Origin of the sequence: Rhodoplanes roseus (genome assembly GCF_003258865.1) — a bacterium.
GTDB classification, from domain to species: domain Bacteria; phylum Pseudomonadota; class Alphaproteobacteria; order Rhizobiales; family Xanthobacteraceae; genus Rhodoplanes; species Rhodoplanes roseus.
Map to the genome: position 1 here is coordinate 1 of NZ_NPEX01000186.1, position 11,860 is coordinate 11,860.

The 11,860-nt window shown below is 70.5% G+C and carries 14 protein-coding genes; 13 read left to right on the forward strand and 1 reads right to left on the reverse strand.

What is annotated here, in order from left to right; all coding sequences use genetic code 11:
• Nucleotides 1–135 precede the first annotated feature (135 nt).
• The 4 genes from lepA to CH341_RS21615 all read left to right on the forward strand — a co-directional run bounded on the left by lepA (nucleotide 136) and on the right by CH341_RS21615 (nucleotide 3,725).
• Nucleotides 136–1,947, forward strand: a complete 1,812-nt coding sequence (gene lepA, locus CH341_RS21600; protein WP_111421048.1) for a translation elongation factor 4 — start codon at nucleotides 136–138, stop codon at nucleotides 1,945–1,947.
• Nucleotides 1,948–2,384: 437 nt separating this feature from the next.
• Nucleotides 2,385–2,606 carry a DUF2283 domain-containing protein gene (locus CH341_RS21605; RefSeq protein ID WP_111421049.1) on the forward strand — a complete coding sequence of 74 codons (222 nt, stop codon included), beginning with the start codon at nucleotides 2,385–2,387 and terminating at the stop codon, nucleotides 2,604–2,606.
• Nucleotides 2,607–2,750: 144 nt separating this feature from the next.
• Nucleotides 2,751–3,383, forward strand: coding sequence for a VOC family protein (locus CH341_RS21610; RefSeq protein ID WP_111421050.1), 633 nt, complete (start codon nucleotides 2,751–2,753; stop codon nucleotides 3,381–3,383).
• A 120-nt stretch (nucleotides 3,384–3,503) separates the two neighbouring features.
• Nucleotides 3,504–3,725 (forward strand): hypothetical protein, encoded by a 222-nt coding sequence (locus CH341_RS21615; RefSeq protein ID WP_111421051.1) that lies wholly within the window; start codon nucleotides 3,504–3,506, stop codon nucleotides 3,723–3,725.
• A gap of 73 nt (nucleotides 3,726–3,798) precedes the next feature.
• Here CH341_RS21615 and CH341_RS21620 read toward each other — a convergent pair whose 3' ends face one another.
• On the reverse strand, nucleotides 3,799–4,278 hold the full coding sequence (locus CH341_RS21620; RefSeq protein ID WP_111421052.1) for an MmcB family DNA repair protein: 480 nt from the start codon (nucleotides 4,276–4,278) through the stop codon (nucleotides 3,799–3,801).
• A gap of 160 nt (nucleotides 4,279–4,438) precedes the next feature.
• Here CH341_RS21620 and CH341_RS21625 point away from each other — a divergent pair, with 160 nt between their 5' ends.
• The 9 genes from CH341_RS21625 to CH341_RS21665 all read left to right on the forward strand — a co-directional run bounded on the left by CH341_RS21625 (nucleotide 4,439) and on the right by CH341_RS21665 (nucleotide 11,804).
• Nucleotides 4,439–5,590: a zinc-dependent alcohol dehydrogenase gene (locus CH341_RS21625; RefSeq protein WP_111421053.1), complete on the forward strand. Its 1,152-nt coding sequence runs from the start codon at nucleotides 4,439–4,441 to the stop codon at nucleotides 5,588–5,590.
• Between the two features lie 78 nt (nucleotides 5,591–5,668).
• Nucleotides 5,669–5,956, forward strand: a complete 288-nt coding sequence (locus CH341_RS21630) for a type II toxin-antitoxin system ParD family antitoxin (RefSeq protein ID WP_111421054.1) — start codon at nucleotides 5,669–5,671, stop codon at nucleotides 5,954–5,956.
• Nucleotides 5,953–6,252 carry a type II toxin-antitoxin system RelE/ParE family toxin gene (locus CH341_RS21635; RefSeq protein ID WP_111421055.1) on the forward strand — a complete coding sequence of 100 codons (300 nt, stop codon included), beginning with the start codon at nucleotides 5,953–5,955 and terminating at the stop codon, nucleotides 6,250–6,252. The genes CH341_RS21630 and CH341_RS21635 overlap by 4 nt, the downstream gene beginning before the upstream one ends.
• Before the next feature lie 132 nt (nucleotides 6,253–6,384).
• Nucleotides 6,385–6,786, forward strand: a complete 402-nt coding sequence (locus CH341_RS21640; RefSeq protein ID WP_111421056.1) for a carboxymuconolactone decarboxylase family protein — start codon at nucleotides 6,385–6,387, stop codon at nucleotides 6,784–6,786.
• A 76-nt stretch (nucleotides 6,787–6,862) separates the two neighbouring features.
• The gene (locus CH341_RS21645) at nucleotides 6,863–7,978 is read left to right on the forward strand and encodes a M24 family metallopeptidase (RefSeq protein ID WP_111421057.1); all 1,116 of its coding nucleotides are present in this window, start codon (nucleotides 6,863–6,865) and stop codon (nucleotides 7,976–7,978) included.
• A gap of 101 nt (nucleotides 7,979–8,079) precedes the next feature.
• A complete protein-coding gene (locus CH341_RS21650) occupies nucleotides 8,080–9,756 on the forward strand; it encodes an ATP-binding protein (protein WP_111421058.1) in 1,677 nt (558 codons plus the stop codon).
• Nucleotides 9,753–10,370, forward strand: a complete 618-nt coding sequence (locus CH341_RS21655) for a response regulator transcription factor (RefSeq protein WP_111421059.1) — start codon at nucleotides 9,753–9,755, stop codon at nucleotides 10,368–10,370. Before CH341_RS21650 ends, CH341_RS21655 begins: the two co-directional genes overlap by 4 nt.
• 130 nt (nucleotides 10,371–10,500) lie before the next feature.
• Complete coding sequence (locus CH341_RS21660; protein ID WP_111421060.1) at nucleotides 10,501–10,845, forward strand: hypothetical protein; 345 nt, start codon at nucleotides 10,501–10,503, stop codon at nucleotides 10,843–10,845.
• 329 nt (nucleotides 10,846–11,174) lie between these two features.
• A complete protein-coding gene (locus tag CH341_RS21665; RefSeq protein WP_245431180.1) occupies nucleotides 11,175–11,804 on the forward strand; it encodes a TerC family protein in 630 nt (209 codons plus the stop codon).
• Nucleotides 11,805–11,860: the final 56 nt, after the last annotated feature.

Here is an 11,860-nt window from a genome sequence, read left to right on the forward strand (position 1 = left end):
CACCCCGAACGCCTTCGGCGTTCGACCCTCCCCCTCCAGGGGAGGGTGTGGGTGCCCGCGGAATCGCCTGCGGCTCATACACGCCCCCTTCCGCCTCGCCTTGCCGCCCCGCGGGGCGGATGATATCCCCCGCGCATGACCACCCAGACCATCGACGGCATCCGCAACTTCTCGATCGTGGCCCATATCGACCACGGCAAATCGACGCTGGCCGACCGGCTGATCCAGCTCACCGGGGCGATGTCCGAGCGCGAGATGCAGGGGCGCGAGCAGGTGCTCGACTCGATGGACATCGAGCGCGAGCGCGGCATCACCATCAAGGCCCAGACGGTGCGGCTCGCCTACCGGGCCAAGGACGGCAAGGACTACGTCCTCAACCTGATCGACACCCCCGGGCACGTCGACTTCGCCTACGAGGTCAACCGGTCGCTCGCCGCCTGCGAGGGCTCGCTGCTGGTCGTCGACGCCAGCCAGGGGGTCGAGGCGCAGACGCTGGCCAACGTCTACCAGGCGCTCGACAACAACCACGAGGTCGTGCCGGTCCTCAACAAGGTCGACCTGCCGGCCGCCGAGCCCGACAAGGTGAAGCAGCAGATCGAGGACGTGATCGGCCTCGACGCCTCCGACGCGCTGCAGATCTCGGCCAAGACCGGCATCGGCATCCCGGACGTCTTGGAGGCGATCGTCACCCGCCTGCCGGCGCCCAAGGGCGACCCCGACGCGCCCCTCAAGGCGCTGTTGGTCGACAGCTGGTACGACGCCTATCTGGGCGTCGTGGTGCTGATGCGGGTGGTCGACGGCGAGATCAGGAAGGACCAGCGCATCCGCATGATGCGCGCCGACGCCGACTACGAGGTCGACCGCGTCGGCGTGTTCACGCCCAAGATGGTCGAGAAGGCCTCTTTGGGCCCGGGCGAGATCGGCTTCATCACCGCCTCGATCAAGGACGTCGCCGACACCCGCGTCGGCGACACCATCACGGACTACCGCAAGCCGACCGAGCACGCGCTGCCCGGATTTCGCCCGGCCATCCCGGTCGTCTTCTGCGGCCTGTTCCCCGTGGACGCCGCGCAGTTCGAGGATCTGCGCGCCGCGATGGGCAAGCTGCGGCTCAACGACGCGAGCTTCACGTTCGAGATGGAGACCTCGGCGGCGCTCGGCTTCGGCTTCCGCTGCGGCTTCCTCGGGCTCCTCCACCTCGAGATCATCCAGGAGCGGCTGGAGCGCGAGTTCAACCTGGATCTCATCGCCACCGCGCCGAGCGTGATCTACAAGATCACGCTGACCGACGGCAGCGAGATCGAGATCCACAATCCGGTCGACATGCCGGATCCGGTGAAGGTGCGCGAGATTCACGAGCCGTGGATCCAGGCCACCATCCTGACGCCGGACGAGTATCTGGGCAGCGTGCTGAAGCTGTGCCAGGACCGCCGGGGCGTCCAGACCGAGCTCACCTATGTGGGCAACCGCGCCATGGTGAAGTACGAGCTGCCGCTCAACGAGGTGGTGTTCGACTTCTACGACCGGCTGAAGTCCGTGTCGAAGGGCTACGCCTCGTTCGACTATCACCTCACCGACTACCGCGCCGCCGACCTGGTAAAGATGCAGATCCTGGTCAATGCCGACCCGGTCGACGCGCTCTCCATGCTGGTCCACCGCACGCGCGCCGAAGGCCGCGGCCGCGCCATGTGCGAGAAGCTGAAGGAGCTGATCCCCCCGCACATGTTCGTGGTGCCGATCCAGGCCGCCATCGGCGGCAAGATCATCGCCCGCGAGACGGTGCGCGCCTTCCGCAAGGACGTGACGGCCAAGTGCTACGGCGGCGACATCACCCGCAAGCGCAAGCTCCTCGACAAGCAGAAAGAGGGCAAGAAACGCATGCGCCAGTTCGGCAAGGTCGACATCCCGCAGGAGGCGTTCATTGCGGCGCTGAAGGTGGATGTGTGAGGGCTGAGGAGTAGAGCGCTGACGTAGCCGTAGCCCGGATGGAGCGCAGCGCAATCCGGGTCTCTTCGACGGCTGCTCCCGCATTCCGCTGCCGCTTCATGCGGGCTACGATGCTTGCTCCGCAGTAGCTGTGCTTCCAACGCTGACAAAGACGCTTCTATCTCTCATGGCAGCACTTTATTCCAAGAATCGCCGAGTGATCGATGAGCAAGGACCGGGGTGCGTTGGTCCGTTGCATATAAAAACCCCGAAACCTGAGAGTGGTCACGACGCTGGATGCGTGATATTTACGGCTCTAGGTTGTGCGCGTCTACTCCGCCCTGCGATCGGCCAGAGCAAACCTACCGCATACATCTCGTCGTGGAGGGCGATCGGGTCCAGTCGAAGCCGTCCGGCCCAGCTCGTGTGATGCTCGACCGGGCCGCGAGGCGAAAGCCATGAGCGACACGACGTATGATCCCGAGGCGGACGCGGTCTATCTGCGGGTCGGCCGCGGAAAGATCGCGCGGCAGGAGGAGAACGGGCCGTTTATCTGCGACGTCGATTCGCAGGGGCGGATCCTAAGCATCGAGACCCTGTCCGCCCGCGCGGTTTTGGCGCCCGGCGCCTGGCAGGACGCGCCGCTGCCGCGCGCAGGGAGCGCCGACGCCGCCGAGTAGCCCGCGGCCCGTAGGGTGGTGTTAGCGCGCCAGCGCGTAACCCACCGCCGCACATCTGATTGCTCCGCACCTCCCGTAGTCCGGGTCGGGCTGCGGCGCCGGACCTTTCTCTCGGCCCACCAACCTCGGGACCTCTGCCGCACCATGCTCGTCTTCGACCATATCACGGTCGCCGCCGTGGATATCGAAAGCGGAGTCGCGTACGCCGAGAAAGCGCTCGGCGTTCCCATTCCGCGCGGCGGTGCGCATCCTTCCATGGGAACGCACAACCATCTGCTGCGCCTGGGCCCCGGCGTCTTCCTCGAGATCATCGCTCCTGATCCGGAAGCCCGGCCGCGACGGGCCCGCTGGTTCGGGCTCGACGACGACGGCCTGCGTGCCGGCTTGGCGGCGTCTCCGCGGCTGCTCACCTGGGTCGCCCGGACGCCCGGACTCGAAGATGCGCTGGCTTCGGTTGACGGCGCGGCAGGTCCGGCCGTGCGGGTGTCGCGCGGCGATCTGTCCTGGCTCATCGGCGTGCCGGAGGATGGATCCATGCCGTTCGACGGCGCGTTTCCGACACTGATCGAGTGGCCCCCGGGGCCGCATCCGTCCGACGGCATGGCCGATCACGGCTGCCGGATCGAGCGCCTGATCGTCGAGCACCCGCGGGGCGATCAGATCGCGATCGCCCTCCGGCCGCACATGGCGGACGAACGCATCGTCGTCAGAACGGGAGTCAGGGTTCGGCTCGAGGCCGTCATCGCTGCTCCGGGCGGAGTTCGGGTGCTGACCTGATGCGGAGCGCGTGTCGCGAGCGCAGCCCGGACAGCGAAGGGGCATCCGGCGCGACCGCGACATCCGGTATCGGAACGCGGTGCCGCCTCACGGCTTGTCCTCGACAGAGGATCCGCAACGATGGCCATTCCGCTTCCGAACCAGCCTTATCCGACGCCGGCCGATCCGAATCCGGCGCCGGCGCGGCCGCCGCAGCCGGGCGAGGGCTCGCCGGCGGAGCCGCTCGGCATTCCGCCCGGCGGGCCGGCCGAAAGCCCGCAGCCGGACACGCCGCTCGGCGTGCCGCCGTCCGGGCCGGCCGAGATTCCGAGCTCGCCGACGACGCCGACCCCGCAGGCGTGATATTTCGGCCGCCGGCGCGGTCGTGCCGGGCGCATCTTGGAGCGGCGGCCGGCAGCGCCGCAGCGGCCGCCCCTCAGCCGTCCGAAAAGCGGCCGTGCGGATCGGCCAGCGCCTGCAGGCGCAGCGCCGCGGCGCGGCCGAAGGCGAGCGTCATGCTCTTGCGGGTGGCGGCGTGCAGCCGGTGCTCCGGCGCATCGCGCAGCAGCGCCGCGCCGAACGCGTCGGCGACGATCAGGCCGGCCTCCTCGGGGAAGATCTCGGCCGGCACGTGCGGCGCGGTGGCGAAGAACAGCCGGTCGCAATGCAGCCGGTAGTCCGGCCATTTGTGGTCGGCGCGAAAGTCCTCCACCGAGGACTTGATCTCGACGATCCACACCGTGCCCTCGCCGCCCAGCGCCACCAGGTCGGCCCGCCGGCCGGAGGCGAGCGGCAGCTCGCAGACGCAGGCGAAGCCGAGCGACAGGAGCAGCCGCTGGGTGCCGCGGGCGACGCCGAGCGCCACCGGCGACTGGCGTCCGTCGATCGGGAGAATCGGGGCGGTGGCGACCGGCATGGCGGCAGGATGCCATGCCGGGCCGGGGCGGAAAAGCGGCCGGTGCGCCGGTCGCCGGCTCCGCTCCGCCCGCAGGCCTGACCGGGCGACGACGCGGATCGTGCCGGCCCGGCGGTTCGGCTATGCATGCAAAGGCGCAACACGGGTTCAGGAGGGCCGCATGGGGACCCCGGACGGCGTGACCACGAGTCGAGATTTTCCGATTCCGGACCGCATGAAGGCGTGGGTGCTGGACGGCCCCGGCGAGGTGCGGCTCACCCACAAGCCCGTGCCGGTGCCGCAGCGCGCCGAGGTCCTGCTGCGCATCGACGCCGTCGCCATCTGCCCGAGCGACATCGACAACATCTGGTACGGCTGGCCCGCCATCGTCGACGGGGAAAAACCATTCCACAAGGAGTGGACGCCGGGCCACGAATACATGGGCACCGTGGTGGCGCTCGGCCCCGCCGTCGACGAGTTTGCCATCGGCGACCGCGTTGCGGTGGAAATCCATGCCGGCTGCGGCCAGTGCCGGCGCTGCCGGGCCGGCCTCTACACGTCGTGCCTCAACTACGGCAATCGCGCCAAGGGCCACCGCGCCAACGGCTTCACCACCGACGGCGGGTTCTGCGAGTACCAGGTCAACCACGTGAACACGATGGCGAAGCTCTCGGACGACATCTCCGACGAGCTCGGCACGCTGGTGGTGACGGCCGGCACGGCCATGTACGCGCTCACCGAGATCGGCGGGCTGATCGCCGGCGAGAGCCTGGTGGTGATCGGCGAGGGGCCGATCGGCCTGTTCGTCGCCGCGGTCGGCAAGGCGCTCGGCGCCTCACCCGTGGTCGTCACCGGCCTGTCGCCGCAGCGCCTCGCCATCGCCAGGGGGCTCGGGGCCGACCACGTGATCGACGTGCGCGACCGCGACGCCGTCGCCGCCGTGAAGGAGATCGTCGGCCCGCACGGGGCCGACTACGTGGTGGAGTGCTCCGGCGCGCCGGTGGCGATCGGCCAGGCCGTCGCGATGGCGAGCCGCGGCGGCCGCGTCTGCCTCGCCGCCTTCCCGGCCGAGGCGACCCAGGTCGATGTCGGCCGGCTGGTGCGCGACAACATCGCCCTGTTCGGCATCCGCGGCGAAGGCAAGCGTGCCGTCCACCGCGCCTGCGCGCTGCTGCGCGACAAGAAGTTCGATCCTGGCCCGCTGCACACCCACACCTTCGCGCTCGACGACCTGCCGGCGGCGCTGCGCACCGCCAAGGACAAGCTCGACGGCGCCATCAAGGTGGTGGTGAAAGCCCGCGGCGTCGCCGCGCGGCAGGCCGCGGCGGAGTAGAGCGGCTCGAATCGGGCGGCCCTGGATCGTCGCAGTGTGATGCACTATATTACACTGCGAGATGCAAGGAGATCGTCGATGAAGCCCGCCGGACAGATGACCCTGACGCTCACGGCCGAGCTGGAGCAGTTCGTCCGCGACGAGGTACGGCGCGGCGCCTTCGCGTCGAGCAGCGAATATGTTCGCGATCTGGTGCGCGAGCGCTACATGAAGGAGCGCGACCGTGCCGCCAAGCTGCAGGCGCTCGATGCGGCGCTGTCCCGGGGCATCGCCGACGCCGAGGCGGGCCGCACCATGCCGCTCGAGGAAGCTTTCAAGACGCTCCGCGCCGAATTGGGCCTGCCTGATCAGACTTACGACGAATGAAGGTCGTCGTCACCGAGGCGGCGTTTTCGGATCTAATCGAGATCGGTCGTGCCGTCGCGCGTGACGATCCCACACGGGCGGAAACGCTGGTGAGCGAGCTGTACGACCGCTGCCGGCAACTGGGGGCGACCCCGCGGGCATTTCCGCTGCTGCCCGACTGGGAGGAGCGCGGCGTTCGGCGCCGGGTTTGCGGGAGCTACCTGATCTTCTATCGGTTGGACGCCGATCGGGTTCAGGTTCTGCATGTCCTGCACGGCGCCCGCGACTACGCCTCCGTGTTGTTTCCCGACGAGTGACGGCGGCACCGCCCCACCCCGTCATGCCCGCGCTTGTCGCGGGCATCCACGTCTTGTACGCCTCCTGAAACAAGACCGTGGATGGCCGGGACGAGCCCGGCCATGACCAATGAGCAGGCGCGGAGGACCCCCATGACCGCCGACGACCGTTACGACGAGGGCCTGGCCGCGCGCCGATCCGTGCTGGGCGATGCCTGGGTGGATCGCTCGCTCGCCAAGCGCAACGGCTTCAACACCGAGTTCCAGGAGATGATCACCCGCATCGTGTGGGGCGAGATCTGGACCCGGCCGGGGCTCGACCACAAGACGCGGCGCTGCATGGTGCTGTCGACCATGATCGCGCTCGGCCGCTGGGAGGAGTTCAAGCTGCACGTCCGGGCCGGCCTCGCCGGCGGCCTCACGGTCGAGGAGATCAAGGAGATCATCCTGCAGGCGACATTGTATTGCGGCGTGCCGGCGGGCAATCATGCGATGGGCGAGGCCGAGAGCATCCTGCGCGAGCTCGGCCTGCTCGACGGCGCCGCTTCGGCCTGATTCTTGCCAGCCGTCGCTGCGTCGCCTGCCTTCCGAACGCCCGCCCCAGCCTCATCCCCGACCGCCAGGATCCTCGATGCGCCAGGACGTGATCGCCCGCCAGGTCGCCGCCATGAAGGCGGCCGGCCTCGACGCCATCTGCTCGTGCTCGCCGGAAAACTTCGCCTATGTGACGGGCTTCGTCTCGCCGACCCAGCCGCTGATGCGCTGGCGGCACGCGATGGCGATCGTCACGGCGGACGGCGCCGTGTCGCTCGTCGTCGTCGACATGGAGGCGAGCACCATCCGGGCGAAGGCGCCCGGCACCGAGATCGCGGTGTGGAAGGAGTTCTCGTTCGACGCCATGGCGGTGCTGGCCGAGGCCTTGACGACGCACGGCCTCGCCGACGCCCGCATCGGGCTGGAACTGGATTACCTGCCGGCGGCCGATTTTTCCGACCTGTCCGAGCGGCTTCCCGGAGCCACCTTCGCGCCGGCCCAGGCGCTGCTGGCCCGCCTGCGGCAGCTCAAGACGCCGGGCGAGATCGACGTGCTGCGCAAGCTCTCGCGCATCGCCGACCGGGCCATCACCGAGTCGTTCCATGCCGTCTCGGCCGGCAAGACCGAGATGGATCTCGCCGCCGCGCTCACCCGCGGCGTGTACGAGCAGGGCGCCGAATACTTCAAGCTGATGATCGTCGCCACCGGCGAGCGCAGCGTGTTCCCGAATGTCGGCCCGACCGGGCGGGTGCTGAAGCACGGCGACGTCTGCCGGGTCGAGATCTTCCCCATGATCGACGGCTATCACGCCGGCGTCTGCCGCACCGCGGCGATCGGCGCGGCGCCGCCCGAGGCGGAGCGCATCTGGGCCAACCTCACCGCCTGCAAGCACATGCTGCTGGAGGCGATCCGGCCCGGCGCGTCGAGCCGCGCGATCTACGAGCGCTATCTCGCCATGACCGAGGCGCTGAAGCTGCCGCGCATCTCCTTCATCGGCCACGGCATCGGCCTGCATCTGCACGAGGACCCCTATCTCGGGCCGACCGCCGACCAGCCGCTGGAGGCCGGCATGGTGCTCGGCATCGAGCCGCTGATCTACGAGACCGGCTTCGGCTTCGGCATGCAGAACAAGGACATGGTGCTGGTCACCGAGACCGGCTGCGAGCTGCTGTCCGACGTGTCCGATACCGACCGGCTGCTGGTGGTCGGCTGACGTGGTCGGCTGACGCCGTCGGCCCCTCCGCCGGCGCGGCCGCCCCGTGCGGCGGCGCGCCGCCTTGCGCCGCCGCGCACCTGCGCCATGGTGCGCCCGGCATGACTGCGTCTCTCCAGCCCGCGCCGAACGAGGCGTCGTCCCGCGCGGCCGCGGTGTTTCGCGCCGTGCCGGCCGGCCTCGCCGCGCTCGCCGTCTATGTCGCGCTCGAATGGCTCGGCTTCATCCACGAGGTGAAGGGCCTGCCGGCGACGCCGTGGAATCCCGGCCTCGGCGTGGTGTTCGCGCTGATCGTGCTGCACGGCCCGCGCGCCGCCGCGGTGCTGTTCGCCGGCATCGTGCTGGCCGAGATCCTGGTCGTCGACACGGCGCTGTCCTGGCCGTTGGTGCTCGCCGTCGCGGCGATCGAGACGGCCTGCTACGCCGCGGCCGGCCTTCTGGCGCTGCGCGGGCTGCGGCTCGACGTGACGCTGTCGCGGCTGCGCGACGTGCTGATGCTGCTCGCCGCCGGATTCGCCGGGGCCTGCCTGGTCGCCGTGCTGCTCACGACGCTCCTGATCGCCTTCGGCGATCTCGGCAGCCGCGACGTGCTCGCCGCCACCGTGCCGCTGCTGGTCGGCGACGTGATCGGCATCGCCGTGATCACGCCTCTGGTGCTGCGGCTGGCGGCCGCGTGGCGCAGCGGCGAGCGCGGCTTCGCGCCGGCCCTCGTAGCGGAGGCCGCCGCCCATGCGGTCGTGATCGGCGCCTGCCTGTGGCTCGTCACCGCGACGCCGGGGCCGGAGGGCTTCAAGTATTTTCATCTGCTCGCGCTGCCGGTCGTCACGGCGGCGGTGCGGCACGGGCTCGACGGCGCCTGCCTGGCGCTCGCCGCCGTGCAGCTCGGCCTCGTCGCGCTGCTGCACCTGCACGGCCACGACATGCGGGCCTTCACCGAATATCAGGCGCTGATGCTGGTGCTCACCGCGACCGGCCTCGTCGTCGGCGTGGTGGTGAGCGAGCGGCGCACCGCCGAGCGGTTCGCCCGCGCCGCCGAGGCGCGCGCCAAGGCCAAGGAGGCCGAGGCCGCGCAGGCCGGGCGCTTCCACCTGGTCAGCGGCATGGCCTCGGCGCTGGCGCACGAGATCAACCAGCCGATGACGGCGGCGCGTGCGCTGGCCCGTGCGGCCCGCCACATCGTGCAGACGCCGGGCGGCGACCTCGCCCGCGCCGACGCGAATCTCGCCACCGCCATCGTCCAGATCGACCACGCGGCCGGCGTGATCCGGCGGACGCGCGACGTCCTGCGCCGCGGCGCGCCGGTACGCGAGCCGATCGCCGTCGGCCCGCTGCTCGACGACGTCGTCGCCATCGCGCGCGCCGACGCCTCGGCCAACGCCGTCGTGCTGACCGCCGAGGCGCCGCCCGGATTGCCGTCCGTCATCGGCGACCGCGTCCAGATCCAGCAGGTCGCGCTGAACCTGGTGCGCAACGCCGTCGAGGCGGTGGCGGCGGCGGGCGTGCCGGACGGGCGGGTCCGTCTCTCGGCGCGCTGGTCGCACGATCCGCCGGGCGTCGAGATTCTGGTCGCCGACAACGGCCCCGGCGTGCCGGACGGGCTCGCCGGGACGCTGTTCGAGCCGCTCACCACCTCCAAGGAGGACGGGCTCGGCCTCGGCCTGGCGATCTGCGCCTCCATCGTCGAGCAGCACGGCGGCCGCATCGCGCTCGCCTCGCGGGCGCCGGGCGCGACCGAGTTCCGCGTCCTCCTGCCTGCTTCGGGATCCGCCTCGCCATGACGCGTGCCACCACGGTCTTTCTGATCGACGACCAGGAGTCGGTCCGCCATTCGCTGGGCGAGCTGCTGAGCGTGTTCGGCTTCGCGATCGAGACCTTCGCCTCGGCGGACGAGTTCCTGGGCGCGCCGGACCGCGGCCGCATCGGCGTCGTCGTCGCCGACGTGCGCATGCCCGGCACCGACGGCATCGCGCTGGTGCGCGAGCTGGCGCGCCGCGGCGTGCGGTTGCCCGTGGTGCTGATCTCGGGCCATGCCGACGTCGCCATGGCGGTGGCCGCCATCAAGGCCGGCGCCGACGACTTCATCGAGAAGCCGGTCGACGACGCGGCGCTGGTCGCCGCCATCAACCGCGCGCTCGCCCGCACCGTGGAGGAGTTCGCGGCCCAGCGCTCCTCCGACACGCTGGCAGCGCGCTTCGCCCGGCTGACCCCGCGCCAGATCGAGATCTTCGATCTCGTGGTGGAGGGCTACACCAGCCACGCGATCGCGGCGAAGCTCGCCATCAGCGTGCGCACCGTCGAGAGCTACCGGGCCGAGATCATGGACAAGATGGAGGCCGAGAGCGTCGCCGTGCTGGTCCGCCAGGCGATCCGGCTCGGCCGCCTCGCCCCGTAGATCTACGCCCCCGGCGATGCGGATTTTCGGGCGCCGAGCTGCTCCATATCTTCACGAGGGACGGCGGTGCCGCTCCGGATCGGATCGGCGCCGTGCCGTCTCCAAGCGTCGTGATCCCAGGGAGCGCCCGATGTCGCTTCTCCATCCGTCCCTCGACCGTGGTGCCGATCGGCCCCCGGTCTCCGGCCCGCACATGTTCGGCGTGGTCTCGCTCGCCGCGGTGCTGCTGCTGGTGCTCGCCGCCCGCCTGCTTCCGAGCGACCTCGCGCTGCCGGTCCTGAGCCTCGTGGCGCTCGCCGCCGCCGCCGTCTTCGCGCTCGTCGCGACGGTGCGGAACGAGCCGCGCCGCGGCGACGTTACGAGCTGGGATGTCGCCGGCGTGCTGGGACTGCTCGGCTTCTCGGCCGCCATGCTGAGCGAGGCCGAGCACGTGGTGACGGCGTTTGGTCACACCCTGGTGGCGATGGCCCCGTAACACGTCGATCTAAATCGTTGGGCGCGTCCTTCGCGGGATGCGTCCCGGCCGGTCCGGGCCCCTCTGGCAGCGTCCTGCTGCGATGTCGGACTGGAAGTCCCTGGGAGTGGCCCGGTGCATGTCGTCTCGTCCAACGGCGTAGCGTTTCGCCGCGGTGAATGCGTTTCGCCGCGGCGCAGCTCTGCGTCGAGGGTCCCCGTGGTCCGCTCCCGCGTGAAACCCGGCGCCTTCGTCCGGCGCCGCAGCAGCAGGAGACCGACCCCGTGTGGGAGACACTGACCAACGACATCTTCACCAGCAGCGCACTGACGGCCTTGGCCCAGGTCGTGATGATCGACCTCGTGCTGGCCGGCGACAACGCCATCGTGATCGGCCTCGCGGCCGCCGGCCTGCCGAAAGATCAGCGTGCCCGCGCGATCCTGCTCGGCATCGGCGCGGCGACGATCCTGCGCATCGGCTTCGCGGCGGCGACGACGCAGCTCCTCCAGATCGTCGGCCTGCTGCTCGCCGGCGGCCTGCTGCTCCTGTGGGTGTGCTGGAAGATGTGGCGCGAGCTGCAGGCGCAGCACGTCATCGCCGGCGGCGACAGCGACGACATCGACGACGTGCGGGTGAACGCCGACGGCTCGGTCACGGCCGTGGGCGCGCGCCGGAAGACGTTCGCCCAGGCGGCCTGGCAGATCGTCGTCGCCGACATCTCGATGTCGCTCGACAACGTGCTGGCCGTGGCGGGCGCGGCGCGCGAGCATCCCTGGGTGCTGATCTTCGGGCTCGGCCTGTCGATCGCGCTGATGGGGATCGCGGCGAACTACATCGCGTCGCTGCTGCAGCGGCACCGCTGGATCGCCTATGTGGGCCTGGTGGTGATCCTGTATGTCGCGGCCGAGATGATCTGGCGCGGCGGCCACGAGGTGTGGCCGATGGTCGGCGGCCTGCTCGGCCTCGCGCCGGCCGGTTGACGGTCCGGCCGGCCGGCGGCTCAGCCGGCGTCGGCGTCGGCGTCGGCCGGCGCTGG

What these genes read in the sequence shown, in the direction of transcription:
- CH341_RS21635 (WP_111421055.1), top strand. Translation starts at nt 5,953, where the DNA reads ATGAAGGTCGTCGTCACCGAGGCGGCGTTTTCGGATCTAATCGAGATC.
- CH341_RS21605 (WP_111421049.1), top strand. Translation starts at nt 2,385, where the DNA reads ATGAGCGACACGACGTATGATCCCGAGGCGGACGCGGTCTATCTGCGG.
- CH341_RS21630 (WP_111421054.1), top strand. Translation starts at nt 5,669, where the DNA reads ATGAAGCCCGCCGGACAGATGACCCTGACGCTCACGGCCGAGCTGGAG.
- CH341_RS21610 (WP_111421050.1), top strand. Translation starts at nt 2,751, where the DNA reads ATGCTCGTCTTCGACCATATCACGGTCGCCGCCGTGGATATCGAAAGC.
- CH341_RS21625 (WP_111421053.1), top strand. Translation starts at nt 4,439, where the DNA reads ATGGGGACCCCGGACGGCGTGACCACGAGTCGAGATTTTCCGATTCCG.
- CH341_RS21665 (WP_245431180.1), top strand. Translation starts at nt 11,175, where the DNA reads ATGATCGACCTCGTGCTGGCCGGCGACAACGCCATCGTGATCGGCCTC.
- CH341_RS21650 (WP_111421058.1), top strand. Translation starts at nt 8,080, where the DNA reads ATGACTGCGTCTCTCCAGCCCGCGCCGAACGAGGCGTCGTCCCGCGCG.
- CH341_RS21640 (WP_111421056.1), top strand. Translation starts at nt 6,385, where the DNA reads ATGACCGCCGACGACCGTTACGACGAGGGCCTGGCCGCGCGCCGATCC.
- CH341_RS21615 (WP_111421051.1), top strand. Translation starts at nt 3,504, where the DNA reads ATGGCCATTCCGCTTCCGAACCAGCCTTATCCGACGCCGGCCGATCCG.
- CH341_RS21655 (WP_111421059.1), top strand. Translation starts at nt 9,753, where the DNA reads ATGACGCGTGCCACCACGGTCTTTCTGATCGACGACCAGGAGTCGGTC.
- CH341_RS21620 (WP_111421052.1), bottom strand. Translation starts at nt 4,278, where the DNA reads ATGCCGGTCGCCACCGCCCCGATTCTCCCGATCGACGGACGCCAGTCG.
- CH341_RS21660 (WP_111421060.1), top strand. Translation starts at nt 10,501, where the DNA reads ATGTCGCTTCTCCATCCGTCCCTCGACCGTGGTGCCGATCGGCCCCCG.
- CH341_RS21645 (WP_111421057.1), top strand. Translation starts at nt 6,863, where the DNA reads ATGCGCCAGGACGTGATCGCCCGCCAGGTCGCCGCCATGAAGGCGGCC.
- lepA (WP_111421048.1), top strand. Translation starts at nt 136, where the DNA reads ATGACCACCCAGACCATCGACGGCATCCGCAACTTCTCGATCGTGGCC.